Genomic DNA, 25919 nt, shown 5'->3' with positions numbered 1-25919 from the left:
TGCATGCTCCTGCAAACCCTCACCACCCTCAATTACCGCAACCTCGCGCCCGCCACGCTGCATTTTCCAGCGGGCGTCAGCGCCGTGTGGGGGCCAAACGGAGCGGGCAAAACCAACTTGCTGGAAGCCGTTTATCTGGCCCTGACCGGCCTGAGCGACGTGACCCGCCTTGAACAACTGATCTTGCAGGGCGAGCGCGAGGCTTATGTGCGGGCCGATCTGTGGCAGGGCGGCAGCCTCAGCGTCTTGGAAGTCGGGCTGGGACGCGGGCGGCGCACCCTCAAGGCCGACGGCGTGCGGGTGCGCGGGCAGGAGCTCCCGCGCGGCAGCGCCGTCTGGATTCGCCCCGAGGACTCGGAACTCGTCTATGGTGCGCCGAGTGTGCGCCGCGCTTACCTCGACGAACTGCTCTCGCGCGTCAGCGCCCGCTACGGCCAGCAGCTCTCGCGCTATGAGCGCACCGTCGCCCAGCGCAACGCCGCGCTGAAGGCTGGAGAAGACTGGGCCATGCCGGTGTGGGAAGAAACATTGGCCAAACTCGGCAGCGAAATCATGGACGTGCGCCGCCGCGCCGTGATCCGGCTGGCCGAACTGGCTTATGAAGCCAACGCCGCGCTGGGATCCAGCAAACCGCTGCGGATAGAACTCAGCGAGACCACCACCCCCGAAACCTTTAGAGCCGACTTCACCCGCCGCGCCGCCGAGGAGCGGGCACGCGGCTCGACGGTGATCGGCCCGCACCGCGACGACCTGAGCCTGACGCTGGGCGACTTCGCGGCGGGTGAATACGCCAGTCGGGGCGAGGCCCGCACCATTGCCCTGAGCCTAAGGAAAGCCGAGTTCGAGCTGCTGCACGAGCGCTTTGGTGAAATGCCGCTGCTGCTGATCGACGACTTTTCTGCCGAGCTCGATCCCTCGCGGCGGGCTTTTTTGCTGAGCCTGGCCGCCAGCGTGCCGCAGGCCATCGTGACCGGCACCGAGAAAGCCCCCGGCGCGGCGCTCAGCTTCCGGGCCGAGTCGGGCATCTTCGCTCCTGAACAAAGCAGTGCCCCTGAACAGAACAGCACTCCTGAACAAGCCACCAAACACACCGCACTGGAGCAGGTCGTCGGATGACGCGGGGGCGCGGCTTCTCGGGCAGAGGAGGCAGCCGAACCGGCGGCACACGTGGCCTGCGCGACGTGCTGGGCACCACCTTGGCCAAGCACCGCTTGCAGAGCGGCGTTTCGAAGGCCCGCAGCATCTTGCTATGGCCGGAGGTGGTCGGCTCCGACTTGGCCCGCCTGACCCGCGCCCGCAGCCAGCAGGGCAACACCCTCTTTGTCGAGGTCAGAGACAGCAGCATGGCCCACTTCCTGACCTTGCAGCGCCCGGCGTTTTTGAAATTGTTGCAAGAAAAACTCGGCGACCAGAGCGTGATCGAACTGCGTTTTTCGGTGGGCCGCCTGAACGCGCACATTGCCGCGCCGCTGCCAGAAGTGCTGCCCGCCCCTGACCGCGCCCGCGCCCGCAAACTGGCTCAGGCCGCGCCCGACAGCCTGCACGACGTGGCTCTACGGGCCGCCGAAGCTGTGACCCGCGCCCGGCGCTGGCGCGAGCAGCAGGGTTACGCGCCCTGCTTAGTGTGCGGAGAGCCGAGCAAGCAGCAGCCCTGCCACGCCTGCGCCCTGACGCTGGAAGACCCCAACGTGAAGCGCTCGGCGCTGCGGCTGGCCCGCGACCCATCAGGCCTGAGCGCCCTGCCGGACATGCTGGGCAACAGCGGCACCGACGCGGCCCGCTTTCTGGCGCTCTTGGCACTCACCGAGAAGTTGGAGAACTTGGCGCTGGAATGCGTACAGGCAGGCAACGACGACCATTACCGCGCCTTTTTGAAGGAGCAGGCCGCCCTTTACCTCAAGCTGTTTCACCGCCGCGCGCGGCTGAGCAAAGCCGATTGGAACGCCCTCCCCGCCGGGCCGCTAGCAGTCTTGAAAGCGGGGGCAGACGGGCTGAACGAGCGGCCCACTCCCTGATCAAGCACCTCAACCGTGCCTTAATTCGCCTACGCTGAGCGCCAAGCGGCGTAAAGTGACGCGCATGGGCCGTGATGACCACCAACAAGCTGCACCCCGCCACGTTCGCGCTGCCGTGCTGACCATCAGCGACACCCGCACGCCGGACAACGACACCAGCGGCGACTATCTGCGCCACCAGCTCACCGCCGGAGGCCACCAGCTCAGCGGCTCGGCGCTGGTCAAAGACGACGCCACGCTCATTCGCCCCGCCATTTTGCGCTTGATGGTTGACGCGCAGGTGCTGATTACCTCCGGCGGCACCGGCATCACCGGGCGCGACGTGACCATTCCGGTGGTGGAGTCGCTGATCACTAAACCGATGCCGGGATTCGGCGAACTGTTCCGAATGCTGAGTTATCAGGAAGTGCGCGGCGCGGCGATGCTGTCGCGGGCGGTGGGAGGATTGGCAGGCCACACCCTGATTTTTGCTTTGCCGGGCAGTCTCAACGCTGTGCAAACCGCCTGGGAAGGCCTGCTGCGTGACGAACTCGGCCATCTGGTGTATGAAATGACCCGTCACGGGCAGCACTGAGCCGAGCCGAACAACAGAACAGCGTTCAGTCAGTCCTGCGTAGTCAGTGGCGAGTGTCAACCACATCAAACGCGCCTTGAGACCACGAAGCCCACCTGAGAACTGCTTCTGAGTCCGCCTATCTTTCGCTATTTGCCACACCTGACACCCCACCGCCTAACTCCCAAGGAACCCGACCAATCATGACGACCCTGACCCAACTCACTCCCCTTTACGCCGCCGTGCTCCTCGGCGTGGCGATCACTTGGCTGTGGCAAGTCGCCAAGTCGGCCCGGAGGAGTTTGTGGCCCCGCTTGGGCATCCTGATGCCGCTGGGCCTGACCTCGCTGCTGGCCGCGCCGGTGCTGGACGTGCCCGCGCTGTTTGGCATGGGCGCGGGCCTGGTGCTGATCGCCGCTTATTGGCCGGTATCACGCCTGCGGGGGCCGCCGAGGCGGGCTGAGGGCGGCCTAATCTGGCTGCTGCTGATCGGCGCACTGCTATCGGTAAGTTGGGGGGTGCAAATCCAGAGCGTCAATCTACTGTTTGGCGCAGCGGCACTGACGCTCTACAGCTTGGCGCTGCTGCTCTCGGCAACGCTGTATCCCAAGCGCTTCAACGTGGTTGCGCCAAATTTTAAGGTGTCCCCCACCTTTTTGCGGCGCTGGCAAGGTGCAGTGACCCCAGCAGTCGCCGACCTCGAGCTGACGCTGGACGTGAACGCCGCCCGACTGGTCAACACCTCCGGCCACACCCTCTACTTGGCAGGTTGGTCGCCTGCCAGTGGCAACGCTTGGCTGCGCACCCGCAGCGCAGACGGCGAACTCCTGTCTACCCTGAGCGCCGGAGAAACCGCTTACCTGATGCCCTGGTCGCCCATGCGCGGCGGCCCACACGAAGGCGTGCGGCTGTGGTACGCCCGCGAAGGCGAGGACGCCACCTACCTGTTCCGTGCCGACTGGGCCAACGCCTGGGTCACGCAGGGCGCAGCGGAAGCGGGCGAGCGGGTGCTGAATTAAATCAGCTCAGCAAGCCAACGTAAATTTCATCGAGCGATAGGGAGCGGCCCAAGCACGGCAACTCTAGTTACGCGAGTGTGAGGAGGAACTGTTCAGCCGGATTGAGTATCGCCGGATGACCGCTCTTCTTTTTTTCGCCCTCACGTTGAAGTAAAACAGCTTCCCTATCGGCTGCGGTTTTGGAGTAAATCCCAGTTCGCCATTCAACCTGGGCGTGGTTCATTTTCAGGGCGCGTTCTACACGTTCATGGCTCACTCTGTCGGCTTATACAAGCACTTTCGCAAGAGGCCTAGTGTTGAGCGCGGCGAAAGCTGCCAAATACCTATTCAGAGAAGCAAATAATTCAGGAACCCCTACGCCGCTCATAAATCCTCCGGCAAAGCAATCCTCCCCATCACCGCTGTGGCCGCCGCCACTGCGGGCGAGGCCAGATAAATCTTGGCGTCCTTGTCGCCCATGCGGCCTATGAAGTTGCGGTTGCTAGTGCTCACACACACCTCACCGGGAGCCAACACGCCCTGATGCCGCCCCATGCACGGCCCGCAGCCCGGCGTCCCCAGCACCGCGCCCGCTTGGATCAGGGTCAGCAGGGTGCCGTCGGCCATCGCCGCTTCCATCACTTGGCTGCTGGCGGGGATGACCAGCAGGCGGGTGGTCGGGTCAACTCTGTGGCCCCGCAGCACTTCGGCGGCGGCGTGCAAGTCGTCCAAGCGCCCGTTGGTGCAGGTGCCGATAAACACCTGATCCACTTTGAGGCCGCGCAGCTCGGACACGTCATAAACGTTGTCCACTTCGCTCGGCGCACTCATGCGGGGGCGTAGCGCCGTAAGGTCAATCTCCAGTTCGCGGACGTACTTCGCGCCTTCCTGCGGGTAGACCCACTCCGGCACGTCGTACATCTCCAGAATCTCGCCGCCCGGCACCACCAGTCCGGCCTTCGCGCCCGCTTCCACACACAAGTTCGCCAGCGTCATCCGCTCGCCGCGTGTAAACTTGTCGCCCGCGTGAATCTCCACACTCTGATAGGTGGCTCCGTCCGCTCCCAGCCGCGAGATCATCTCCAGCGCCACGTCTTTTGCGCTGACACCGCGCTGCAACTCGCCCGTCAAGGTGACTTTGACGCTTTCCGGCACCCGCAGCCACGTTTTGCCGCTGGCCGCCGCCAGAGCGATGTCGGTGGCTCCCATGCCAGTGCCGAAGGCCGCCACCGCGCCGTAAGTGGTGGAGTGGCTGTCGCTGCCCAGCACGATCCAACCCGGCCTCGCCAGCCCCTCTTCCATCAAGACTTGGTGGCAGATGCCCCGCCCCACGTCAAAGAGACGCACGCCAGTTTGGGCGGCGTACTCGCGGGCTTCTTTTTGTGCCTGCGCCACGCTGACGGTGCTGGCCGGAGCCACGTGGTCAATCACGATGGACACGCGCTCGGGGTACTTGGGCACGGCGGCGAGGTCTTTTTGCATCCGCTCGATAAAGCTCTGGGCAATGGAATCCACGACCATCACCTGATCGACTTCCACCACCGCGAGGTCGCCTGCATAAAAGGTGCCGCCGCCGCGCTGAGAGAGAATGCGCTCGGCCATCGTTTGAGGCTGGGGGGTTGATTGGGTCATCGGTGGGCCTCCTGAATCAATTCTCTAAGCTGCTCTATAGTGAGCGGCGGATTTGTGCGGTGCAACATGGCATGGCAATTGGGGCAAACCGGCACGAGGTCAGTCTCTGGGTCTACGTTATAGCCTTCACCAACTTCAGAAAGAGGTTTGAGGTGGTGAACATGGATAAAACCGTAAGCAATAGAGCCGTAAAACTCCTCCAAATCCGAGTCACAAACGGAGCAGATGGTGCCGTGGTAGGCAATGCAAGCTTTGCGGGCAGCGCGGTTTCGCTCATATGCATTGACGGTGACTTGTCGGGTTGCGCCTTCGGGATAACGGCGGGGCGGCAATTCGCCAAATTCAGGTTCAAGTTCTGATCCGGCGGTATTTACTTCTGACCCTTCAACCAAGCCAAGTTCTTCCAAAGCTTGAGCAAGGGCGGGGCGCATGACCCAATAGTAATTTTCTTCGCATATTTCGCCAGATGATAAGAAAGTCCAAGGCAATCTCCCGCTCCGTATTTCTGATTCAGCATCTTTAATTTCTGCTGCGATGATGGCCCTCAATCTACCGTAATGAAGGTTGACGCCGTGCCCTTTCCAGCCCATGTGATTTGTTAAATCGGCGTCTAAAATAGTTTTTTTAGGTGACACATATTGAAACTGGAGCATTTTGAGACGTGTTTTCGTCAGTCTGTCTGTAGATTTCAATCTTTTGAGAGCATTCTTATATTCTTCGACGTTAAAGTCTGTATTCCTGCTCATCCTCGCTCTAATCCTCCTCGCTTTAGCCCTCCGTCAGCTCAGGGCCATGAGGTGCTAAAGACAGTGACAGTAGCGACCTTGTTAGGCCATTTCCGGTGACGCATCCTTCTTTCTATTATGACCTGAGCCTTGGATTTAGCCACTTTCAACACAAAAAATGGCTCCAAGCAGGAGAAATCCTGCTGGAGCCTACCCATTTGCTCTCCTCTTACGGCAACACGTACCCCGCCGCCGTTGCCACGCCGTACCATTCTTCCCGCGTCAAGTTAATCTCGCTGGCCTTGACGCAGTCTTTGAGGCGCTGCACATTCATGGTGCCCGTCACTGGCTGCATCTTGGCCGGATGGCGCAGCAACCATGCCATCGCGATCGTCGTGTTGCTGACATTGTATTTGGCGGCGATTTCATCAATCTTGGCATTGAGTTCGGGAAATTCGGGGTTATCCAAGAACACACCCTCAAAAAAACCAAATTGAAACGGCGACCAAGGCTGAATGGTGATGTCATGCAGGCGGCAGTAGTCCAAAATGCCCCCATCACGGTCAACCGCTTCGGCGTTTTGCATATTGACATTCCAGCCCCAGGTAATCATGCTGGCGTTGGTGATGCTGAGCTGCAATTGATTGGCGACAATCGGCTGCTTGACAAACTTTTTAAGCAATTCAATCTGGCGCGGGTGCTGATTGGACACTCCAAAATGCCGAACTTTGCCTCCCTGTTCCAATTGGTCGAAGGCGGCGGCGACTTCTTCGGGTTCGACCAAAGCGTCAGGGCGGTGAAGCAGCAAGATATCCAAGTAATCGGTTTTGAGGCGTTTTAAGATGCCGTCTACCGAACTCAAGATGTGTTCTTTGGAAAAGTCGAATGAGCCTTTGCGAATTCCACATTTGGATTGCAAGATGATTTTTTCACGCACGCTACTGCTCATCTCGATGACGTCGGCAAAAATCTCTTCGCACTTGCCGCCGCCGTAAATATCGGCATGGTCAAAAAAGGTCGCGCCCTGATCCAGCGCAGTTTGAACAAACGTTTGAGCGTCGGCACGGCCAATGGTATCGATCCGCATGCAGCCGACTGCCACGACAGGAACGTCTAAATCTGTGGTGCCAAGTTTGATGGTTCTCATGGGTATCCTCCTGAACTCTTTTCTTGAAACGGTCAATTAAAGCCTCAAAGCACTGTTATTCAAGCACAGCAGACCGCACCGAGTACACCGCATAAATATTGGCCCAACGTCATTCTTATTCGGGCCGGTGCACATCAGCAAATTTAAGCCTCAGCGCTTTGGCACTGGCTTGCGGCACAATTTCGTCTACTTCGCCCCCGTAAGAAGCGATTTCGCGCACCATACTGCTGGAGACAAAACTCCAACGGGTCGCCGCCATAATAAAAACCGTCTCCACATCGCCGAGTTGCCGATTGAGATGGGCAATTTGCAGTTCATATTCGTAATCCGACACCGCCCGCAATCCGCGCACGATAATGCTACGGTTTTGCAGCCGCATATAATCCACCAGAAGGCCGCCGAATGTATCTATGCTGACATTGGGTAAGTGTTGGGCTGCTTCACTGAGAATCGCCATTCTTTCTTCCAAACTGAACAGGTGTTTATTTTGCTTGCGGGCATTGTGCATCACGGTCACCGTCACATGATCGAAGATTCTGGAAGCGCGGGTCAGCACGTCCATATGGCCGCTGGTGACCGGGTCAAAACTGCCGGGGAATACGGCGTTCATGCCTCTGTTTTCTAAAGTCTTGGGTGGTTGGCTCATGGCAACTCTCCGGCGGGCTGGCGGGTATAGAGAGTGAGCACGTTGCTGCCGTACGTGCGGCGCTCAGCGGCAAAGCCCTCCATCTCATCAAAGCGGGTTTGGCTGGGATGCTGCACGATCAACAGCGAGTCCTCGCCCATCAGCGGACTTCCTAGAATCTGGCGGGCCAGCTTGGGAACGTCCTGGGCATACGGCGGATCGGCAAAAATGATGTCATGCGGCGGCAATTGGCCGATCAGCACGTTGGTATCGCCGCGCAGCACCCGCACTCTCAGTTCCAGATCACGCGCCGACTGCTCGATGTCTTTGATGGCCCGCGAGTCTTTTTCGATCAAGGTGACTTGGTAGCCGCGACTGGCCGCTTCCAAGCCGATTGCGCCGCTGCCGCCGTGCAAGTCAATGAATGTCGCGCCGTCCGGCGTGCGCGAATAGAGCAAGTCGAACAAGCTCTTGCGCAGCCGCGCGGTGCTGGGGCGGGCGCTTTGCGGAACCTTCAGGGCGCGGCCCTTGGCGACGCCGCCCAGAATACGGACGCTCAAGCGCGGGCCGCCGAAAGATGGAAAGATTTCATGAGTTGAGGATAGCGGAGGGAACACTGCACAGCTTCAAAATCAACTCTCCAGGCCTAAAACTTATCCCGGTCTGGTAACCAAATCATGGAGTTGGGCCAGCGTCCCCGAACCACTTCTGGCGCAATCATTTTGCGGATTTCCTGCCACGCCTCCTACTCACCCCTGTAGGAGTTAAAGTTTATGGATATGAGCTGTCCGTGAACAGTACGGAGCTTCAGAATTAGGCCGGACGACCTCGGAACACATTCGATGGCAATTCCGTCTATATCCTCCCCCCTAATTTCCCAGTTGCCGAAAAGGCCATATTTAGAAATTGAATTGGGTGTAATCACTATTTTTGATAGAGCAGCAATAAAAAGCCAGCATGTCGAAGCAACTAAAAGTAAACATCCGAATGTATACTCAAAAAATGATGTTTTGGGGTCAGAGGTGAGGATTCCAAATAAAGAGACGATTATGAAGAAGACGCTGAACGCAAACCACCATTTTCTCAGTCGGTAAACTGTCAAATTTTATTTGCCTTGCAGCCCCATGCTTTGCCAAAACCCATCCAGCGCCACTTTGACTTCCGGCAACTTTTCAAATTGAGGCAAGCCGTTGCTCGGCACAATACGGGTAGCGCTCACGTTGCCCTGAGTGACCCACTCCGGCAGGCGGTCAAAGTTGACGAAATTGTCTTTGTCATAGAGCACCAGTACCGGAATGCTCAGTTTGCTGTAAAGCTGCTCGTAGGCGTCTGGCGTAAACAGCCTGCCACTGATGAAATACAGCGGGGCGTACTTGCCACCAGGCTGATCGGAGCTTTCCAAGCTGTAACGGAACAGGCCGTCGTCTACTGGCCCCACGAAGCTCTGATTGAGGAAATACAATACGCTGGGCTGGCTGCGAATGAGGGCAAACAGCGGCGTGCCGAAGGTTTTGAGGCGGCCATACAGCTTCTGGCCGCCGTCCTCGTCGCGTGCCCGCTGGGTGCCGCCGCGTGCGCTGCCGAGGCCCGAGGGCGAAATCAGCGCCAGCGACTTGATGCGGGTGTCACTCAGCGCCGCCCGCGCCACAAATTCCGAGCCGAGCGAGAGCGACACCACGTCCACGTCCTGACCGATCTTGTCGAGCAGGGCGCTAAGGGCGCGGGTCATCAGTTCGGGGGTGTACTGCGCATCTGGACGGTCTGAGCTGCCGAAACCGGGCCATTCCAGCACATAAATGGGCCGCGTGCCGACGTAAGTATCAAACAGCGGCTTCATTTCGTAAGCGCTGGCGGCGGCGTTGATGCTGGTGGTCAGCACCAGTGGTCGGCCTGAACCACGCGTGTCGAGGTAGTAGGCGACTGCACCGAAGCCAGGCACGTCCACGAAACGCCGCTCGGCATCGAGGGCGCTGCGGAGGCCAGAAGGTTGAATGGCTGCGGTCTGAGCTGACAGCACCGAGGATGAGCCCACGTCAGCCTGCGCTCCGGCCCGGCCCAAAGTGACGCTGAGGCCGAGCGCCGCGACCGCTATCCATAAGCCTAAGGTATGTTTTTTACTCATCTTTTTAGCTTAGCGGCTGGGGACCGGGGTTGGGATAAGGCGGAGTTGCAACTCAGTTAAGATCGGCTTGATCTTGGGTGCGTGAGGCCGTTCACTGATGCGTATACGCCGCGTAGCGCTCCAGAAGATCCCACGCTGCGCCGCTTTGCAAAATGCCCTGCGCCAACTTCACCCCGCCGCGCAAGTCCGGCGCTTTTTCGGCCAAATACAACCCCGCTCCGGCGTTCAGCGCCACCACATCCCGCTGCGCTGCTGTGCCGCCGCCCAACAAAATGGCGCGGGTGACAGCGGCGTTTTCATGGGCGTCGCCGCCGACCAGAGCGCTGAGCGGGTATGTGTCCAAGTCCACATCTGCCGGATACAGCACTGAGTCGGTGACCTCGCCCGCCCGCAGTTCGCTGACCTGGGTGGGACCGCAGACGGTCAGTTCGTCCAGTCCTTCGCCTGACACCACCAGCGCCGCTTTGCTGCCCAGCAGCCGCAGCACCTCGGCCAGCGTGCGGGTCAGTTTGGGGCTGTAGACGCCCACCACTTGATGGGTCGCGCCAGCAGGATTGCTGATCGGCCCCAGCACATTAAAAGCGGTGCGCGAAGCCAGCTCGGTGCGAACCGGCGCGGCGTGGCGCAGAGCCGGGTGGTAATTGCGGGCAAACATAAAGCCCACGCCCAACTCGTCGATGGCCTGTGCCGAGCGCTGAGGCGGCGCGTCTAAGTTGACGCCCAGAGCTTCCAGTACGTCCGCACTTCCGGCGCGGGCACTGGCGGCCCGGTTGCCGTGCTTGGCCACAGGCACACCGCCCGCCGCGATCACAAAAGCGGCCGTCGTGGAGATGTTGAAGGTGTTGGCTCCGTCGCCTCCAGTTCCGGCTGTGTCTAACAAAATCGGATGCGCCGTCACCGGAACCCGCACCGCGTGCCGCCGCATCGATTGAGCAAAGCCCGCTATTTCTTCGGGCGTTTCGCCGCGTACCCGCAAGGCCGAGAGCGCGGCGGCGAGACGGGTGGCGCTGATATCGCCGCTCATCACCTCGTCCATAAAAGCGGCGGCCTCGATCTGGCTGAGCCGCTCGCCGTTCATCAAGCGGGCGTGAATCATGCCGGAGCCTGCGCTTGGTGCCGCCTGACTTCGGCCAAAAAGTTACGGATCATCACTTTGCCGTCTTCGGTGGCAATGCTTTCGGGGTGAAACTGCACGCCGAACACTGGATAGTCGCGGTGGCGCAGGGCCATCAGAGCGCGGTATTCGCCGCTGGGGGTCTGATCGGTCGTCCAAGCGGTGGGCAGCAACTCGGGCGGCAAGTCTTCCACCACCAAGCTGTGATAGCGCGTCACAGTGGCCTCCTCGCCGAGGCCCACGAACAAGGTCTGGCCGTCGTGCCTCACGCGGCTGGTTTTGCCGTGAACCGGAACCGGAGCGCGTTTGATGGTGGCCCCGAACGCCTCACCGATGCTTTGATGCCCCAAGCACACCCCCAGCAGCGGGTACTTGGACGCGAAGGCCCGCACCACATCCACGCTCAGTCCGGCTTCAAGCGGCGTGCAGGGGCCGGGTGAAATTACGATGGCGTCGGGGTTGAGTGTTTCGACTTCTTCCAAAGTGAACGCGTCATTGCGCCAAACGGTGAGCTCACAACCCAGTTCACCAAAATATTGAACGAGGTTGTAAGTGAAGGAGTCGTAGTTATCTATTAGGAGAATGTGTGGAGCCGTGAGTGGTAAGCCGGGTTCAGTCATAGTGGAGGCTCCTTGTTTTGTTAACTCGATCATGCGGATTGATCCCGCTTCAAACGAACTGGCCTGAACGTAACCAAGCGATTCGTAAAGCCTCAGGTTACTCAAGCTGCGCTCGCCCGTAAACAGCCTGAAGGTCTGAACGCCCAGCGCCGATTCCATTTCTTGAACGAGTCTGCGCCCCAGCCCTCGCCCGCTCCCCTCCGGACGCACCATCAGCCGCCCGATCTCTCCGCACTCACTCACCACCTGCCCCCGCACCGAGCCGATCAATTTGCCATCCTCCTCAGTAATAAGCGTTTCGAACTGGGAGAACTCGCTTTCCAATTCCGGCAAGGTCTGGCGCATCGGCGAGATGACCGTTTCGGGATACAGTTCCGCTTCACTTTGAAAGGCCAGATGCTGCAAGGCAAATAACTTAGGCAAGTCATCAACAGTCGCTGTCCGAAGCATCACAGGCCCGCCGCAGCCCGCTCCGCCGCCCGCATCAGCGCCGCCGCTTTGTTACGCGTTTCCTCTTGCTCGGTGGGTGGGTGCGAGTCGGCCACGATGCCCGCTCCAGCCTGAATATGGAGCTTGCCACCGGTAATCACCATGGTGCGCAGGGTCAGGGCCATATCCAAGCTGCCGTCGAAGGCGATGTAGCCGAACGCGCCGCCGTAAGGCCCGCGCCGCACCGTTTCCACTTCGTCGATGATTTCCATGGCCCGAATTTTGGGCGCTCCCGAGACGGTGCCCATTGGCAGGGCGCTGGCCAGCGCATGCAGCGGGGTCAACCCTGCCCGCAACTTGCCGCGCACCCCGCTGACGATGTGCATCACGTGGCTGTAGCGCTCAATGGTGAAGGAGTCTTCCACCATAACGCTGCCGTATTCAGCTACCCGGCCAATGTCGTTGCGGCCCAAATCCACCAGCATCAAATGTTCGGCGCGTTCTTTTTCGTCCGCGAGCAGCTCGGCGGCCAGCGCTTCGTCTTCAGCGGGCGTTTTGCCGCGTGGCCGCGTTCCGGCAATCGGGCGGGTGACGATGCTGACGCCGTCGCTTCTCAGTAAACTCTCGGGGCTGCTGGCCACCAAAGTCACTTCGCCCAGATTGAGAAACCCCAGATACGGACTGGGATTGATGCCGCGCAGGGCCCGGTAGAGCGCAAACGGCTCCACCGTCAGCTCCGCCGAAAAGCGCTGCGACGGCACCACTTGAAAAACGTCTCCGGCGTGGATGTATTCGATGCACTTTTCTACCGCTTGTTCGTACTCGCGGGGCGTCATGTTGCTCTTGAAGGTCATCGGCTCGGCTTTCTCGCGTCCGGGTACGGCGGGCAGCGGGCCGCGCAAATCGGCTTCCAACTGTTCGACGACCCGCCGCGCCTGCGCCTGATCTTCCGAAATGGCCACAGCGTAAAGGCGGTGACGCAAGTGGTCAAAAATCACCAAGCCTTCCGGCACGATAAACAGCGCGTCGGGCACGTTGAGTTCATCGGGGTTGTGGTCGGGCAACTGCTCGTAGACCCGGATCAGGTCGTAGGAAGCGTACCCCACTGCGCCGCCAAAAAAGGGCGGCAGGCCACTGAATTTCTCAGCAGGCAAGTGAATCGGCCTGATGACGCGGCTGTAAAGCAAGTCCAGCGGATCAGCGGTTTCAAACGTTTCAGTGTCCGAACCTTCGGCCAAAATTCCGCTGAGGGTGGCTTGCCTGCCCCTCAACGTGAAGCGCCCGATTTCGCCCACGCCGATAAACGAATAGCGGGCCTGACGCTCGCCGCCTTCCACACTTTCCAAGAGAAAACTCAGTTTCTTCGCGCCGCCGGTCACTTTCAGGTAGGCGCTGACCGGTGTATCGAGGTCGGCATTGAGTTCGCGCACTTCAGTGAACGGTTGAGTAACAGGTGTTTGGATGGTTGAGGTCATACAAGTTCCTTATGGAGCTGAAGTCGAGCAGCGAAACCACAAAAAACCGCGCCCCGAACGATGACGTTCTTGGGCGCGGCGCTGAAATCAAATCTGAAAGCAGCCGAACATCACCCAAGAAACTTGGGCCACCACCAGGCTACGTTGGTCAGTGCGCGGATCATGTTGCTAGCATAGTCGCCAGCAAGCGGAAGGTAAAGGCCTGTGCAGCTACCCCAGTGTGCCAGCGAACTATCTACCCACCGCTCCAATTCTGATTCGGGTTCCTTTGTAAAGTATGGCCTGATGCCTTCTGCCCCAATCCGCGACGAACCCACCAGCGCTCTCACCGACTCCACCCTGCTCCTCCTTGAGCGCTTGACGGCGGAGCGCAAAGTCAGGGCGGTGGCCGAGGTCATGAGCAGCGCTCCCACGTGGGCAGGCAGCCGCCCAGCGCTGTTGGTGTTTGAGCGCGGCCTGAGCGACGCCAAGCAAACGACACAAAACGGCGTACAGCTCTGGCAGTTTCCCTATGAAAAGCTGGAAGACTGGCAAGACTGGGCCGCCCTGTACCGGGCAGAGGCTCCGCTGGAGTGGCTGGCAAACGCCAAGGCGGTGTATGATCCCAGCGGAAATCTCGCCAAGTTGGGCCGCCAACTCCGGCAAGCGTCCGCGCCGCAACTGAGCGCAGCCAGAACCGCCCTCCTCGATCAAGCCGCCGCCGAACTCAGCGCCGCTGGCGAGTGGCTCAGGCGCGGCAGCGGCATTGCCGGGCAACTCTTGGCGCTCACCGAAACCCGCCGAATTGCCACTCGCCTCCTTTATCCGGCGCTGCTGACGCACCTGCACCTCTGGCCCGCCAGTTGGCCGGACGGCGGCGTGCGGTTGCCGCACCACTGGCGGGCGCAGGCGGGACTGGCCTTTCCCAGAGCGGTCTATCATTTAGACCAGCTCTACGGCTTTGGCGGCGCAGACGAAGCCCGCCGCGTGCTGTTGGCCACACGCGGCCTGAACCTGGTGCAAACCGAAAAACGCGCCAAACTCGCTCAGCAAGCCGGTTACTTTGACGGCGCAGTGCGTTTTGTGCGCGACGAAGCCGCCCTGCTGTGGCGAAGCGACTTGGAGCGCTGGAACCACCTCAGCAGCGCCCGGCAGGCCAAACTCAGCACCGTGCTGGGCGCGGGCCTGAGTCCCTTGGGGCCGGTGGCTTTGGAAATGGGCCACGAACTGATCGAGGACGTGCGGGCGGGGCGTTAAGTCCGCGAATACCGCCGCCCCGAATACTCCGAAAAGACCCCGATTCCGTATGACACGCTGCGGACGCTTTCCAAAACGGAGGTGTTGTTCCAAGACAGACCCGCGCTGGAGCCGCCGTCGAGCAGCAAAGCGTCTTTGGCTCCGAGGCGGGCCATGACCTTGCTCATTTCGCTGATGGTCAGCCGGGCGTGGGTGCTGACCAAAATGAGGTCGCGGTTGCTGCTCAGGCCGATAGCGCTGCGGGCGGCGCGGCCAAACAGCGCGGGGTCTTGAAAGACGCGCGAGTAGGCGGTGCTGACCTGACCGCCGCGCACGATTTGCGGCCCGCTGGCAATCACCGTTTCCATGCCTGTCCAGTTGCTGCCCACACCACTGCTGCCTGCGCCGCCGCCCCCGCCAATGTAGGCGCGGTTGTCGGGCGTGATCGCCAGCGCCACCGGAATGCGGCCCCACGACAAGCGCTTGCCCTGCACCACCAGGTCGCCCGCCGGAATATAGCTGCGCGGATGAAAATAACTGCCGTTGATCACTGCCGTCGCGCCACTTTGCCGGGCCAACGTGCTGACACGGGCACTGCTGCCAATCCCGCGCGAAGGCAGCACCGGAGAAACTAACACGTCGCGCCAGCGCAAATCCACCCTGACCACTTGCACGGCGGTGTCGAGCACACGGACGGCCGATAGGCTTACGGCGCGGCGGCGAGGCGCGGGCGGAATCGGCACTGGAATACGCTGGGGCAGCAGCACTTTCATGCCGGGATAAACCCAGGCGATCCTCAGATGATTGAGATTCATAAACTGCGCCGAAGTCAGCTTGGCGTTTTGCTGAGCGGTCTGGGCCAACGTCACGAACGTGTCGCGCACGCCCACCGTGCGGTAGGTGTAGACGACGCGGGCCTCGGTGTTGGGCGGCAGCGCCGGAACGCGGGCCGCCGACGCGCCGGCGGGCGGCACCTTGAGCACCTGGCCCACCAAAATCAGCGTGCCGGTGAGCTGGTTGGCTCCCTGCAAAGCGCGGACGCTGACGCCGATTTTGGACGCGATTTTGCTCAAGGTGTCGCCGGAGCGCACAGTGTAGCGGCTGGGTCTTTGCGGCTTGGCGCTGGCACTTTTTGGCGGTGAGGCGGCAACTTTGGACGCGGCTTTGGTGACGGGCAGCGTCCCGCCCGTTCTAAGCACCTGGCCGACGCGAATGAGAGTGCCGGGCAGCTGATTGAGCGCTTGCAGCCGCGCCACGCTCACGCCTGTGCGCCGCGAAAGAGTGAAGAGGGTATCGCCTTTTTGAACGGTGACAGCGGCAAACGCGGTTGAACTGGCCAAGCTGAACAGCAGCACGGAACGCAGAGTACGGAAGAGGGGCAAACGACACACAACATCCATCCCATCATGAAAGGCTCATCCCAAGGTGAGTTGAACCTGACGCAGATCAGGGTTGTCTAGGCACAGTCGGTGATTTTCACGCTCATTTGTTGGCGGCGCTGGCTTCCTGGGTGTTCAAGAAGTCCAGAACGGCCTGACGGGTTCCGCCCAAAAAAGTCAGGCGGCGCGACAACGCTGCCACGACAGTGATGTGGCTTAGGCCCGGCAGCACCGTGTAGGTGTACGGCACGCCCGCCGCTTGCAGGGCCGCTTTCATCTTCTCGCCGTTGCTGGGATCAACCGTCTGGTCGTTGCCCGCCACCAACAGCAGGTTGGGCGGCGCGTCGGCGCGGATGTGCTGGGTCGGCATAATCTGGGCCGGATCGCCGCCTGCCGGAAAAGCCGTTTTGGTGGGGAACTGACGGAAATCGTAGTCGTAGGGACCAGCAATACCCACCACGCCGCGCACCGTGCCCGCTTGCACGCCCGCGTCGCTCAAGAAGGGGCTGTCGTCCACCGCGTCCACCGCATTGAAGGCCCCCGCCGAGTGGCCCACCACATAGAGGCGCTGGCCGTTACCGCCGTACTGAGCGGCGTTGTCTTGCAGCCACTTGAGGGCGCTGGCAGCGTCGATCACGTAATCGGGGTAAGGGTGCTGCGGGGCGAGGCGGTAATTCATCACCGCCGTGACGTATCCGGCCCGCGCCAGGCTTTCGCCCACGAACACGTATTCGTCTTTGCTGCCGCTCTCCCACGAGCCGCCGTGAATAAACAGCACCACCGCTTTATTGGCAGCGCCTTGCGGCGCGTAAATATCGAGCACGTTGCGCGGGTCGGAGCCGTAGTGGAGGTCGTGGGTAACGCTCAGGCCGCTGAGACTGGTGGCGCGGTTGAGGGTGCCCACCGGATTGCAGGCGGTGAGGGCCACTCCAAGGGTGAGCAGCAAAGGCAAAGCGAGAAGGCGGCGTTTCATGCCGTCAAGGTAATGCGCCGAGTTCAGGCCCAAATGGATGCTCGGCTGCTAAAAGTTCCAGCATAAACAAAAGACAAACACGTCACTGCCGCTGCCTGAGCGAGCGGAAGTAACGTGTTTGGGCGCAGATATGCGCTGATTCCAGCCGGTTAAGGCAGGGTTTTGATGAAGGCGTGAATATCGTTGATCTCGGTGTCGCTGAGCTGTGTTTCGGCAAAGCGCGGCATGGTGGCGTTGAGCATCCTCTGAGGGGTTTGGCCTTGGCGCAGCGTCGTCAAGAACTGCGTTTCGTCCCAGCCCTTGGGGCCGTCGGGAGTGGTCAGGTTGGCCCCCACGCCGCCTTTCCCCTGTGCGCCGTGACACACCGCGCAGTTGACTTCAGGCTTCTTGGCTCCGGCAAAAATCAGCTTGCCGGCCTCCGCGTCGCCGGAAGTGGCCGCGTCGCTGGCCGGAGCAGCCGCAGCCGCAGCGGTGCTAGCGGCAGGCGTTGTTTGGGCCGGCATCGTTTGAGCTGGCGTTGCTGGATTCGGGGTGGCGGCGCTGGTGCTGCCCGGCGCAGGAGCGCTGCCTGAAGGATTGGCAGCGCTGGTGGGCTTGGTGGGCGCACCAGGCGCAGCAGTGGTGGACGACGTTCCCGAAGCGCGGTCTTTGGCGACGACGGAAGCGCCCTCGGCGGCGCTGGCGTTGCCCGCCGGTTGGTTGTTGCCGGGCGTGTTGCCCGCCGCATTGGGGCTTTGGCTGGCTCCGCTCGTCGGCATACTGCCCGCCGACAAGCTGTCCGCTTTGTTGCCCGCTAGCGTACCCGCCGGGGTGGTGCCGGACTCGCCCGCAGCCGCGCCGGAAGCGCCACTGACGCTCTTGCCCTCGGTGCTGGCAGGAGCAGCGCTGCCGGCTGCCGGAGCCTGACCCGCCGCTGGACTAACGCCCGCCGAGGCCGCGTCGTTGTTCATCACTGCTACAGGGCTTTTGGTTTCACCTGCGCTCCCAGCAGCTTTTTCTTCATGGCTTGTTCCCAGATGGTAAGCGGTATAGCCGCCCCCCACCGTACCGACTAACAGCAGCGCCGCAGACACGATAAAAGCGTTTCTCATCCATCAAACCCTAGCATAGGCGGCGGGGCAATTTGGCCTCGTTTCTTGCCTTCTCAAGGGGGCCATAAGAGCGCTCTCAGACCCGTCAGGCAAATTCGTCGGTAGAGATACAAATCCGGCTGTTCATCGGCCAAAAACCGGACACTCAGGCCGTCGACCAGGGCGCGGAGTTGCCAAGCCCGCGCTGCCAGGTCGGCCCCACCGCCCAGCGCCGAGAGTTCGAGATCTAAGCTGAGGCTGGCCGCCACGAAGTCGCGCTGCACCTTCATCAGCGCGGGGCTGCGGGCCGCCGCCGCGAGCAAATCCAGAGACACTGTGTAAAACCGCTTGGTGTTGAGCACCCCGTAAAACTGGTTTTCGACGTAAGCCTGCAACTTGGCTTCAGGGCTGGGCGCTTGCCGCAAGGCGCGGCGGGTGGCTGCGGTGACGGTCCGCACGAAGCGGCGCATCACGGCGGCCAGCAGTTCTTCTTTGCTACCGAAGTGGTAGACCAGCGTGCCTTTACTGACTCCCGCTCGGGCGGCGATGTCACCGAGCGTCACGCTGGCAAAGCCGCACTCGAAAATAGCTTGGTAGGCGGCCTGCTCCAAGGCGGCGCGGCGCAGGCGGTCTTGAACAGGATCAACGCGGCGGGCCATAGGCAGCAGTTTAACCGCTCTCCCGTTTTTGTTTGTCCAGACTGACCCAGACAAAACGCCCCGAACCGCGCCTCTATACTGGCCTGAGTGAGACTTGCCCCATGAGCCGACTGCAACCCCGTTCTTTTGCCTTCACCCTGTTACCCCTGCGCCAAGTGCTGCTCGTTTCGCGGCCTGCGCTGTGGGTCAACACGCTTGGGGTGGCGGTCACGGGCCTGTGGCTGTCGGGCCAGCTCTGGAACATGAGCGCGGGCTGGTTGCTGCTGCTGGTTTACCTCAGCTTGCCGTTTAACTTGCTGATTTACGGCCTCAACGACTTCTCCGACATGGCCGAGGACGCCCGTAGCGAGCGCAAGGGCGGCTGGCAGGGCGCGAGGCTGCGCTCCGGCGAGGAAAACAGCTTGCTGTGGCTGATCCTGGCGCTGAACCTGCCGTTTTTGCTGGTGCTGGCGTGGCTGCTCTCCCCCGCCGCTTACGGCGTGCTGCTGCTGTGTGCGGGCCTGTTCGCGGCTTACAGCTTGCGCCCGCTGCGCTTCAAGACTCGCCCCTTTTTAGACGGCCTGTCCAACGTGGCTTACGCCTTGCCGCTGCTGATTCCGGCGCTGATGGTGGGCGCGGCGGTACCTGCGCTGGCCTGCGCCGCGCTGTGCGCCTACGCGGTGGGCAAGCACGCCTTTGACGCGGTGCAAGACATTCCCGCCGACGCCGCCGCCCACACCCATACGGTGGCAACTACATTGGGCGCACTTGGAGCGGCCCGCTACGCGCTGGCTTGGTTTGGCCTCGCTGGAGCGCTGCTGTGGCCGCTGAGTCCGCTGAGCAGCTCGGCGCTGTGGCTGGTGTGCGGCGGTATGGCGCTCCGTTTGCTGCGCCGCCCGACTTCCGAGCAGGCCGCTCGCTTGTACCCGCTGAGCATCGTCTCGCCGTGGATCGTCGGCGCGGTGAGCGGGGTGCAGTTGGTGTATGTGCTGGCAAAAGGCTAATGGGTTGTGGGAAACAGGAAAAGAGTGGGGCCAATAACGTACCGCCGACAACCCGCAATCTCCATCGCCGTTCTCGGCGGCGGCCTCGCGGGACTGAGCCTGGCGGCGCTGTTGGCTGAAGCGGGCCACTCCGTCACGGTCTATGAAGCGGGCGAGTTCGGCGGCAAACTCTCGCGGCTGTCGGTGGGCGGGTTGGCATTTGGTACGGGGCCGAGTCTGTTTACCTTTCCGGGCGTTTGTCAGCGCTATTTGGCCGCACTGAATGAGCCCGACTCGCTTGATTTGCAGCCGCTTGAAGGCGGACTGGGACTGCATCACACGCCGTTCGGGGCTGTAGCGCTGCCGGTGCCGCCGGATCACCCGCTCTCCGGCGAGTGGCAGCGCTACTTGGCGCGGGTTGGCCCCATTCAAGCTGAGGTCGAAACTCTGCTGACCCTGCCGCCGCGCTTGGATGAGCCGGCATTTTTGCGGGCGAGTGCCCGTGTCGGGCGGGTGCTGGGCGGCCACCTGAGCGCCGAAAGCTGGATCAACGCCCAGCATTTTTCGCCGCTGCTGGCTCACGCTCTCAAGACCCACGCGCTGAACGCGGGCCTGAGTCCGAAGGACGCACCCGCCCTCTACGCGCTGCTTCCAGCTCTGATCGCCGCCGAGGTGTCTCGGCCCGCCGGCGGGATGACGCGCTTGCTCGACGAGTTGCTGCGCTTTTGCCGTGAGCGGGGTGTCACACTGCTAGACCAAACGCCCGTAACCCTTTTGGATGCGGCGCGGGGCATTCTTGAATTGGGAAGCAGAACGGCGCGGCATGAATTGATCGTCAGCGCCCTCGATCCGGCGCGGCGGGCCGAGTTGAGCGGGCAGCTTAGCAAGCCGCAGGCCCGCACCGTCAGCGGCTTGGCGATCTACGCCGCTTTTGCTGAACCTGTACCGCTGCCCGCCACCAGCATCATTGCGCCGTCCAATTTTCAAACCTTCCGGCGGGCCGTGCAGGCCCAAGCAATGCCGCCCGACACTTTGGCGCTCGTTCATGCCGAGGGACGCAAATTGGCGCTGCTGCTCACCGTTCCGGCAGCGGGGCAGAGGCTCAGCCTCACTCAGCCGTGGGTGCGCGGGCAAGTGGAGCGGGTTGAGCGGGTCTTGGGCGTGCCAAATCTCCTCTGCAAGGCGCTTGAGATCAGGGCGCTTGATCCAGTCCATTACGCCGCACTCGGCACAACGGGAGGCGCGATCTACGGCGCGGCTTATCCGGCGTGGCGCAGCGGGCCGTTTCATCCTCAGCCGTACCGCGTGTCGGCCAAGCTCTGGCAAGTCGGTACGGCGGTGCATCCGGGCGGCGGCATTCCGGCGATTCTGGGCGGCGCACTGATCGTCTCCAAGCTGATTCAGCAAGCGTAACTTGCAACAAGTCGCCCGCTTTTGAATTCGACCTTTGCCTTCCCATATGCCAAGCTGGGAAAATACAAAACGTGTCGGCCAAAACAGAACAGAAGACCCAGTCGTAGAGAACGCCGGAGGCATCAACCAAAGGTCACGCCGCACAGTCACAGTACCGAGCGCAGCGACCAGCTCCCCCCTTCCCAACGGGGAGAGGACTGGGAGTGGGGGAAGACGAAACCACAACCCAGCCCCCAAACCAAAAAGCAGGGTGGGTGTCTTCTCCAGACACCCACCCTGCTCCGTTTTTCTAGCGCTTAACGGCGATCCCGCCGCTCGCTGCTGCCGCTGCGCTCGGGGCCGCTGGGAACAAACTCGCGGCTGCCGAAATCTTCACGGCTGCTGCTGCTGCGGCCACGGAAATTGCTCCCGCCGCTGCCGCCGCCATTGCCACCACGGTCGTTACTGAAACGGCTTCCGCCGCTGCCGCCACCCTGACGGCTTCCGCCACGGTAACCGCCACCGCTGCGGCTGTCACTGAAACGCTCACGCTGCGGGGCGTCGGTGAGTTCGGGCAACTCGTCCGGCACGCTGACCTCGATCTGGTCATCGAGGGGCGAAGCGGCCAGCAACTTGGCAACCAGTTCGCTGGGCAAGTCGGCCACCGCGCCGTCTTGGAACAAACGCACTTTGCCCAGAGCGCGGCTGTCGATGTCGGTGCTGCGGGCAATCAGGGCGACCGTACGGGCCACGCTGAGACGCTGACCACGCAGCATCACGGTGATTTGGCCTTCTTCACCGCTGAGCAGACTCACGCTGCGGGCAGCCGTCACCGCTCCGGCGATGCGGGCCAGAGCGCGGGCCAGACCTTCGATGCCCAGTTCACTAAAGAGGCGCTCAGCCGCTTGCTGGAACGGCTCGGCAAATTCGGAATCCACCTTACGAACCTGATCGGCTGCGGTACTGGCCGAAGCGTCACGGACTTCTTTGGGGGTGGGGTGCAGGCGCTCTTGGAAGTGAACGCCGGTGGCGTGCTCCAAGTTGCGAAGGTCACGCTGCTCGCGGTCGCCGTACATCACGATGGCGGTGCCGGTGCGCCCAGCGCGGCCCGTCCGGCCCGAGCGGTGAACGTAGCTTTCGTGATCTTGCGGCAGGTGGTACTGAACCACCAAGTCCACTTCGGGAATATCGAGGCCACGGGCGGCCACGTCGGTGGCGACCAGCACACGCACCCGTCCGGCGCGGAAGGCACCAAGGGCGCGTTCACGCTGGCTCTGCGCGAGGTCGCCGTGGAGCGCTTCGGCCTCTAGACCACGGTGAATGAGCTCCATGGCCAGTTCGTCCACTTCGCGCTTGGTGCGGGTAAAGATAATGGCGCGTTCAGGGTTGTAAACGGTCAGCAAGTCGGCGAGCAAGCGGGTGCGGGTGCGCCCCACGCGGATCTTGAGGTGCTCGACGCTCACGGCGGCCTGGCTCTTGCCTTCGCCGACCAGATCCACCGTCACCGGATCGTTCTGGTACTGCTTGGCAATTCGCAAAATGTCGCGGGTCAGCGTGGCGCTGAACAGCATGGTCTGGCGCTCGGGAGGAGTGGCCTTGAGGATTTCTTCGATGGCGTCGGCGAATCCTACGCTGAGCATCTCATCGGCTTCGTCGAGTACCACGAACTGCACCGCGTCGAGCATCAAGTTGCGGCGCTCGATGTGGTCAATGATGCGTCCGGGTGTGCCCACGACGATGTCCACACCGCGAGAGAGGGCTTTTTCCTGGGGGCCGTAAGCTGCGCCGCCGTAGATGGTCAAGACTTCCAAGCTGCCCGAGGCTTTGTTGAAATGCTCGGCGACTTGCTTGGCCAGTTCGCGGGTCGGGGCCATGATCAGGGCGCGGGGCGTGCGGCCACGCTCACGGCTGGGCTCCAAGCTCTGGATGATCGGCAGCGCGAAAGCCAGCGTCTTGCCGGTGCCGGTGCGGGCGCGGCCAATCAAGTCGCGGCCTGCCAAGGTGTGCGGCAGGCTCTCAACTTGAATAGGGGTGGCTTCGGTGATGCCCTGGGCTTCAAGGCGTGCGGCAAGTTCGGGGTTGATCAGTTCACTAAATAACATTGAGTACCTTTGCCGGGGTTTTTTGCACGCTCGCCGGTGAAAGCCTCATTCATGCTGCATTTAGGAGTCGTCTCACTCATCTCCAACCTTGCATGTCAAAGCTTTTTTGTCCGGTGCAACAACCCTGCCACCTAATTTAATCTACCTGCCTGCCTTTTTGGTTCTAACACACGGTGAAGGCGTTGCAGGCGGTTCGTGGCATTCTCGGCCCGGTCAGTCACCCGCAAGTACGGGGACGGACACTAAGGGTAAATTGTACACTAAAAATCGGCGGCATGTGTGATGTTTGTCCCGCCGGAGGCAACACCGTCTCTGCTTAGCATCTGCCAACTTATTCTTTTTTGAGCAATACACTTTTAAGGTACAAGCTCTCCGGCACCGCCAACATGTAGGGATGGTCGGCGGGTTGGTAAGTGATGGCCACGACCTGAGCGGCGGCTTCGGCCTCACCTGCCGCGACACGGGCGGCGTCCAAGAGGTCGTCGACCCGCAAATAATGGGCGCAGGTAGAAATCAGCAGGTGGCCGCCGGGATTGAGCATCTTCAGGGCGCTGGTGGCCGCCGCCGTGAAGATCCGTTTGGCGTTGGGGACGTCGTCACGGCGCTTGGCGAGGGTGGGCGGGTCGAGCACCACGGCGTCGAAGCGCCGCTTTTCGCGCTCAAGCTGCGACAAGACCTCAAGCGCGTCGCCCAGCCTCGCGCCCGCTTTGAGTTTGTTGGCGCGGGCCACCGCTTCCAGCGTGGCGAGGGCGGCGACGTCTTTGTCTACCGCCAGCGTGGTCGCGCCCCGCTTGGCCGCCTGCAAGCTGAAGCCCCCAGTATAGGAATAGACATCCAGAAAGTTCTGGCCGGGCCGCACCAACTCGGCCATCATCCGGCGGTTGTCGCGCTGATCGAGAAAGAAGCCGGTCTTCTGGGCCGTTCGCCACTCGAAAAACAGCTCCAAGTCATCTTCCACGAAGTTTACCCGCGCCGGAACTTCACCCCACAACTCGCCGGTTTTGAGGTCAAGTCCCTCGCGGCGGCGCTCGCCGGTATCGCTGCGTTCATAAGCCGCCGCCGCGCCGGTTTCTTTTTTGAGTGCGCTGAGAATCAAATCGCGGTGGCGCTCGGTGCCCGCGTTGCGAAGCTGCACCGCCAAGACCCCGCCAGATGAGGAACTGCCGAATTGATCGGCCACCACGCCCGGCAGGCCGTCAGCCTCGGCGTGAATGACTCTCAGGGCGTCGGTACGGTGAATCTGGTTTTCGCGCCGCTGAAGGGCTTCCCGAATGCGCCTGCGGTAAAACGCTTCGTTGATGTCCTCGCGCTGCAAGGTCAGCATCCTCAGCGGCGTCGCGCCAGCGGCATTGAAGTAACCGCGCCCCACGAAGCGGCCTTCTTCGGTCAGGACGTCCACCACTTCGCCCGCCGTTATTCCAGCATCGGCGCTGGCGATATCGCCGGTGTGACCGAAAGGATAACGGCCACGCAGACGGCGGAGCGCTTGAGTTTTGATCTTCACATTCATGCTGGAAGTATTCCACGCCGAGAAACACGGTGGGCCGTGAGCGCTGCCAATAGGAGATTTATCATGTCTGGCACGCCAATTGTCGGGTTGCTGTGAGAAGAGATCCGTTAAGCTGAGCGCCATGAAGACCTTTACCTTGCTGGCCGCTCTCTCCGCAGCCCTCTGCGCCTGCGGGATCGTGCCGCTGCCCGCCGCCAGTATTCCCGACCAGACCTTGACTCTGCCGCCCAGCGCAGGCTTTGAAAGTTACGTCGCCTACGACGGCAGCGACGCCTTTTCCGGCACTTCCATTCCGGGCATCCTGAGCAACGTCAGCGTCAGCGGCCAAGTGCTGTACGCGGGCGCGGGCGACCTTCAGCGGGTGGCAGTCTACCTGCGCAGCAGTTTGCCGAGCTGCAACGCCGTGCCCGGCAGTAAGGCCCAAGTCTGCGACGCCAGCGGCGAGATTAACCAAAAAGTCGGCACTTTAACGGTGCAAAACGGTGTAGTCACCGGCTTTAGCTTGTCGGGCAGCGCCCTCGACCGGGCCGCCAAAGCCGGACACGGGTACTTTGGCGTTCAGGCTATGCAGGGCCAGAGTATGGCGGGCGACAGCTTGAAACTCACGGCAATGAAAGCCAGCGCCAAGCTCTGAGGGCGGAGAAAACGTCGGTGGGCGGCGGCATGAACCCGCTTTCTAGACCGGCCCGTGCGAAATCTGCTGGGAGCGCAGTCCCGCTTGACCTTGCTGCTGGCCGAGTTCGCGCAGCACCTCGGCGGCGTGGCGGTTTGGTTTGACGCCGCGCCACACGTAAGCGACCCGGCCTGCTGGATCAATCAAAAAAGTGCGGCGCTGGTTGAAGCCCAGCAGGCCTAGAGCGCCGCCCAGCATACCGTAAGCCTTGCCAATCCGGCGCTGAGCATCCGGCAGCAGGGGAAAACTCAATTGACAGGTCTGGCGCAGCAACGCTTGACTGGCCTCGGTATCGCTGCTCACGCCGATGACTTGAGCGCCCAATTGCTGAAAGTCACGCTGCGCCGCTTCAAACTGCTGAGCTTCTAGGCGGCCCGCTGGGGTCAGCGCTCCCGAGAAAAAGAACAGCGCCACCCACTCTCCGCGCAGCTCCCGCAGGGCGACGCGCCGCCCATCATCACTTCTGGCCTCAAACAAGGGAGCCGCTTGGCCGGAACGTAAAGACATGAAGCCAGTATGCGCGGCCAGC

General features: G+C 61.7%; 24 protein-coding genes and 1 pseudogene. 8 read left to right on the top strand and 17 right to left on the bottom strand.

Going from position 1 to position 25919, the window contains the following annotated elements; genetic code table 11:
* Nucleotides 1-3: 3 nt before the first annotated feature.
* The 4 genes from recF (at nt 4) to FNU79_RS12930 (ending at nt 3587) form a co-directional block, all read left to right on the top strand.
* A complete protein-coding gene (recF, locus tag FNU79_RS12945) occupies nt 4-1116 on the top strand; it encodes a DNA replication/repair protein RecF (RefSeq protein WP_143721239.1) in 1113 nt (370 codons plus the stop codon).
* A complete protein-coding gene (locus FNU79_RS12940) occupies nt 1113-2015 on the top strand; it encodes a DUF721 domain-containing protein (protein WP_143721238.1) in 903 nt (300 codons plus the stop codon). Before recF ends, FNU79_RS12940 begins: the two co-directional genes overlap by 4 nt.
* 64 nt (nt 2016-2079) lie before the next feature.
* The gene (locus FNU79_RS12935) at nt 2080-2589 is read left to right on the top strand and encodes a MogA/MoaB family molybdenum cofactor biosynthesis protein (protein ID WP_143721237.1); all 510 of its coding nucleotides are present in this window, start codon (nt 2080-2082) and stop codon (nt 2587-2589) included.
* Nucleotides 2590-2771: 182 nt separating this feature from the next.
* Nucleotides 2772-3587 carry a hypothetical protein gene (locus FNU79_RS12930; RefSeq protein ID WP_143721236.1) on the top strand — a complete coding sequence of 272 codons (816 nt, stop codon included), beginning with the start codon at nt 2772-2774 and terminating at the stop codon, nt 3585-3587.
* Between the two features lie 363 nt (nt 3588-3950).
* Here the strand turns inward: FNU79_RS12930 and FNU79_RS12925 are convergent, their stop codons facing one another.
* From FNU79_RS12925 to trpE, 10 genes and pseudogenes are all read right to left on the bottom strand, one after another.
* Nucleotides 3951-5198: a 3-isopropylmalate dehydratase large subunit gene (locus FNU79_RS12925; RefSeq protein ID WP_185974708.1), complete on the bottom strand. Its 1248-nt coding sequence runs from the start codon at nt 5196-5198 to the stop codon at nt 3951-3953.
* The gene (locus FNU79_RS12920) at nt 5195-5944 is read right to left on the bottom strand and encodes an HNH endonuclease (RefSeq protein WP_143721234.1); all 750 of its coding nucleotides are present in this window, start codon (nt 5942-5944) and stop codon (nt 5195-5197) included. Before FNU79_RS12920 ends, FNU79_RS12925 begins: the two co-directional genes overlap by 4 nt.
* Nucleotides 5945-6152: 208 nt before the next feature.
* Nucleotides 6153-7070 carry an aldo/keto reductase gene (locus FNU79_RS12915; protein WP_143721233.1) on the bottom strand — a complete coding sequence of 306 codons (918 nt, stop codon included), beginning with the start codon at nt 7068-7070 and terminating at the stop codon, nt 6153-6155.
* A gap of 115 nt (nt 7071-7185) precedes the next feature.
* On the bottom strand, nt 7186-7680 hold the full coding sequence (gene coaD, locus FNU79_RS12910; RefSeq protein ID WP_143721282.1) for a pantetheine-phosphate adenylyltransferase: 495 nt from the start codon (nt 7678-7680) through the stop codon (nt 7186-7188).
* Nucleotides 7681-7712: 32 nt separating this feature from the next.
* On the bottom strand, nt 7713-8255 hold the full coding sequence (locus FNU79_RS12905) for an RsmD family RNA methyltransferase (protein WP_124868506.1): 543 nt from the start codon (nt 8253-8255) through the stop codon (nt 7713-7715).
* 545 nt (nt 8256-8800) lie between these two features.
* Nucleotides 8801-9817, bottom strand: coding sequence for an alpha/beta hydrolase (locus tag FNU79_RS12900; protein ID WP_143721232.1), 1017 nt, complete (start codon nt 9815-9817; stop codon nt 8801-8803).
* A 91-nt stretch (nt 9818-9908) separates the two neighbouring features.
* Nucleotides 9909-10913 carry an anthranilate phosphoribosyltransferase gene (gene trpD / locus FNU79_RS12895; protein ID WP_143721231.1) on the bottom strand — a complete coding sequence of 335 codons (1005 nt, stop codon included), beginning with the start codon at nt 10911-10913 and terminating at the stop codon, nt 9909-9911.
* Nucleotides 10910-11551: an anthranilate synthase component II gene (locus tag FNU79_RS19465; protein ID WP_225430065.1), complete on the bottom strand. Its 642-nt coding sequence runs from the start codon at nt 11549-11551 to the stop codon at nt 10910-10912. The genes trpD and FNU79_RS19465 overlap by 4 nt, the downstream gene beginning before the upstream one ends.
* 36 nt (nt 11552-11587) lie before the next feature.
* Nucleotides 11588-11896: pseudogene (locus FNU79_RS19460) on the bottom strand (GNAT family N-acetyltransferase); the annotation flags it as partial.
* A gap of 104 nt (nt 11897-12000) precedes the next feature.
* The gene (trpE, locus tag FNU79_RS12885) at nt 12001-13455 is read right to left on the bottom strand and encodes an anthranilate synthase component I (protein WP_143721229.1); all 1455 of its coding nucleotides are present in this window, start codon (nt 13453-13455) and stop codon (nt 12001-12003) included.
* Nucleotides 13456-13740: 285 nt separating this feature from the next.
* On the opposite strand from trpE, the gene FNU79_RS12880 reads away from it, so the two are divergent.
* The gene (locus FNU79_RS12880) at nt 13741-14691 is read left to right on the top strand and encodes a hypothetical protein (protein WP_143721228.1); all 951 of its coding nucleotides are present in this window, start codon (nt 13741-13743) and stop codon (nt 14689-14691) included.
* Here the strand turns inward: FNU79_RS12880 and FNU79_RS12875 are convergent.
* The 4 genes from FNU79_RS12875 to FNU79_RS12860 all read right to left on the bottom strand — a co-directional run bounded on the left by FNU79_RS12875 (nt 14688) and on the right by FNU79_RS12860 (nt 18751).
* Nucleotides 14688-16025 (bottom strand): LysM peptidoglycan-binding domain-containing protein, encoded by a 1338-nt coding sequence (locus tag FNU79_RS12875; protein ID WP_225430060.1) that lies wholly within the window; start codon nt 16023-16025, stop codon nt 14688-14690. The two genes, FNU79_RS12880 and FNU79_RS12875, sit on opposite strands and share 4 nt — an antisense overlap.
* Before the next feature lie 127 nt (nt 16026-16152).
* Nucleotides 16153-17022, bottom strand: a complete 870-nt coding sequence (locus FNU79_RS12870; protein ID WP_143721226.1) for an alpha/beta hydrolase — start codon at nt 17020-17022, stop codon at nt 16153-16155.
* A 149-nt stretch (nt 17023-17171) separates the two neighbouring features.
* Nucleotides 17172-18113: a c-type cytochrome gene (locus FNU79_RS12865; RefSeq protein ID WP_143721225.1), complete on the bottom strand. Its 942-nt coding sequence runs from the start codon at nt 18111-18113 to the stop codon at nt 17172-17174.
* Between the two features lie 53 nt (nt 18114-18166).
* A complete protein-coding gene (locus FNU79_RS12860; protein ID WP_143721224.1) occupies nt 18167-18751 on the bottom strand; it encodes a TetR/AcrR family transcriptional regulator in 585 nt (194 codons plus the stop codon).
* A gap of 101 nt (nt 18752-18852) precedes the next feature.
* On the opposite strand from FNU79_RS12860, the gene FNU79_RS12855 reads away from it, so the two are divergent.
* Nucleotides 18853-19734: a UbiA family prenyltransferase gene (locus FNU79_RS12855; RefSeq protein WP_143721223.1), complete on the top strand. Its 882-nt coding sequence runs from the start codon at nt 18853-18855 to the stop codon at nt 19732-19734.
* Nucleotides 19735-19740: 6 nt separating this feature from the next.
* Entirely contained in the window at nt 19741-21126 is a 1386-nt protein-coding gene (locus FNU79_RS12850; protein WP_225430059.1) for a phytoene desaturase family protein, read from the top strand.
* A 296-nt stretch (nt 21127-21422) separates the two neighbouring features.
* Here the strand turns inward: FNU79_RS12850 and FNU79_RS12845 are convergent, their stop codons facing one another.
* Complete coding sequence (locus tag FNU79_RS12845; RefSeq protein ID WP_143721222.1) at nt 21423-23207, bottom strand: DEAD/DEAH box helicase; 1785 nt, start codon at nt 23205-23207, stop codon at nt 21423-21425.
* A 331-nt stretch (nt 23208-23538) separates the two neighbouring features.
* Nucleotides 23539-24717, bottom strand: a complete 1179-nt coding sequence (locus FNU79_RS12840) for a class I SAM-dependent rRNA methyltransferase (RefSeq protein WP_143721221.1) — start codon at nt 24715-24717, stop codon at nt 23539-23541.
* Between the two features lie 121 nt (nt 24718-24838).
* Between FNU79_RS12840 and FNU79_RS12835 the strand changes: the two genes are divergently transcribed.
* A complete protein-coding gene (locus FNU79_RS12835) occupies nt 24839-25351 on the top strand; it encodes a hypothetical protein (protein WP_143721220.1) in 513 nt (170 codons plus the stop codon).
* 42 nt (nt 25352-25393) lie between these two features.
* On the opposite strand, the gene FNU79_RS12830 is transcribed toward FNU79_RS12835, so the two are convergent.
* On the bottom strand, nt 25394-25897 hold the full coding sequence (locus tag FNU79_RS12830) for a peroxiredoxin (RefSeq protein ID WP_143721219.1): 504 nt from the start codon (nt 25895-25897) through the stop codon (nt 25394-25396).
* Nucleotides 25898-25919: the final 22 nt, after the last annotated feature.

This window comes from Deinococcus detaillensis (assembly GCF_007280555.1).
GTDB classification, from domain to species: Bacteria; Deinococcota; Deinococci; order Deinococcales; family Deinococcaceae; genus Deinococcus; species Deinococcus detaillensis.
This window is presented reverse-complemented; position numbering and strand designations above follow the sequence as displayed.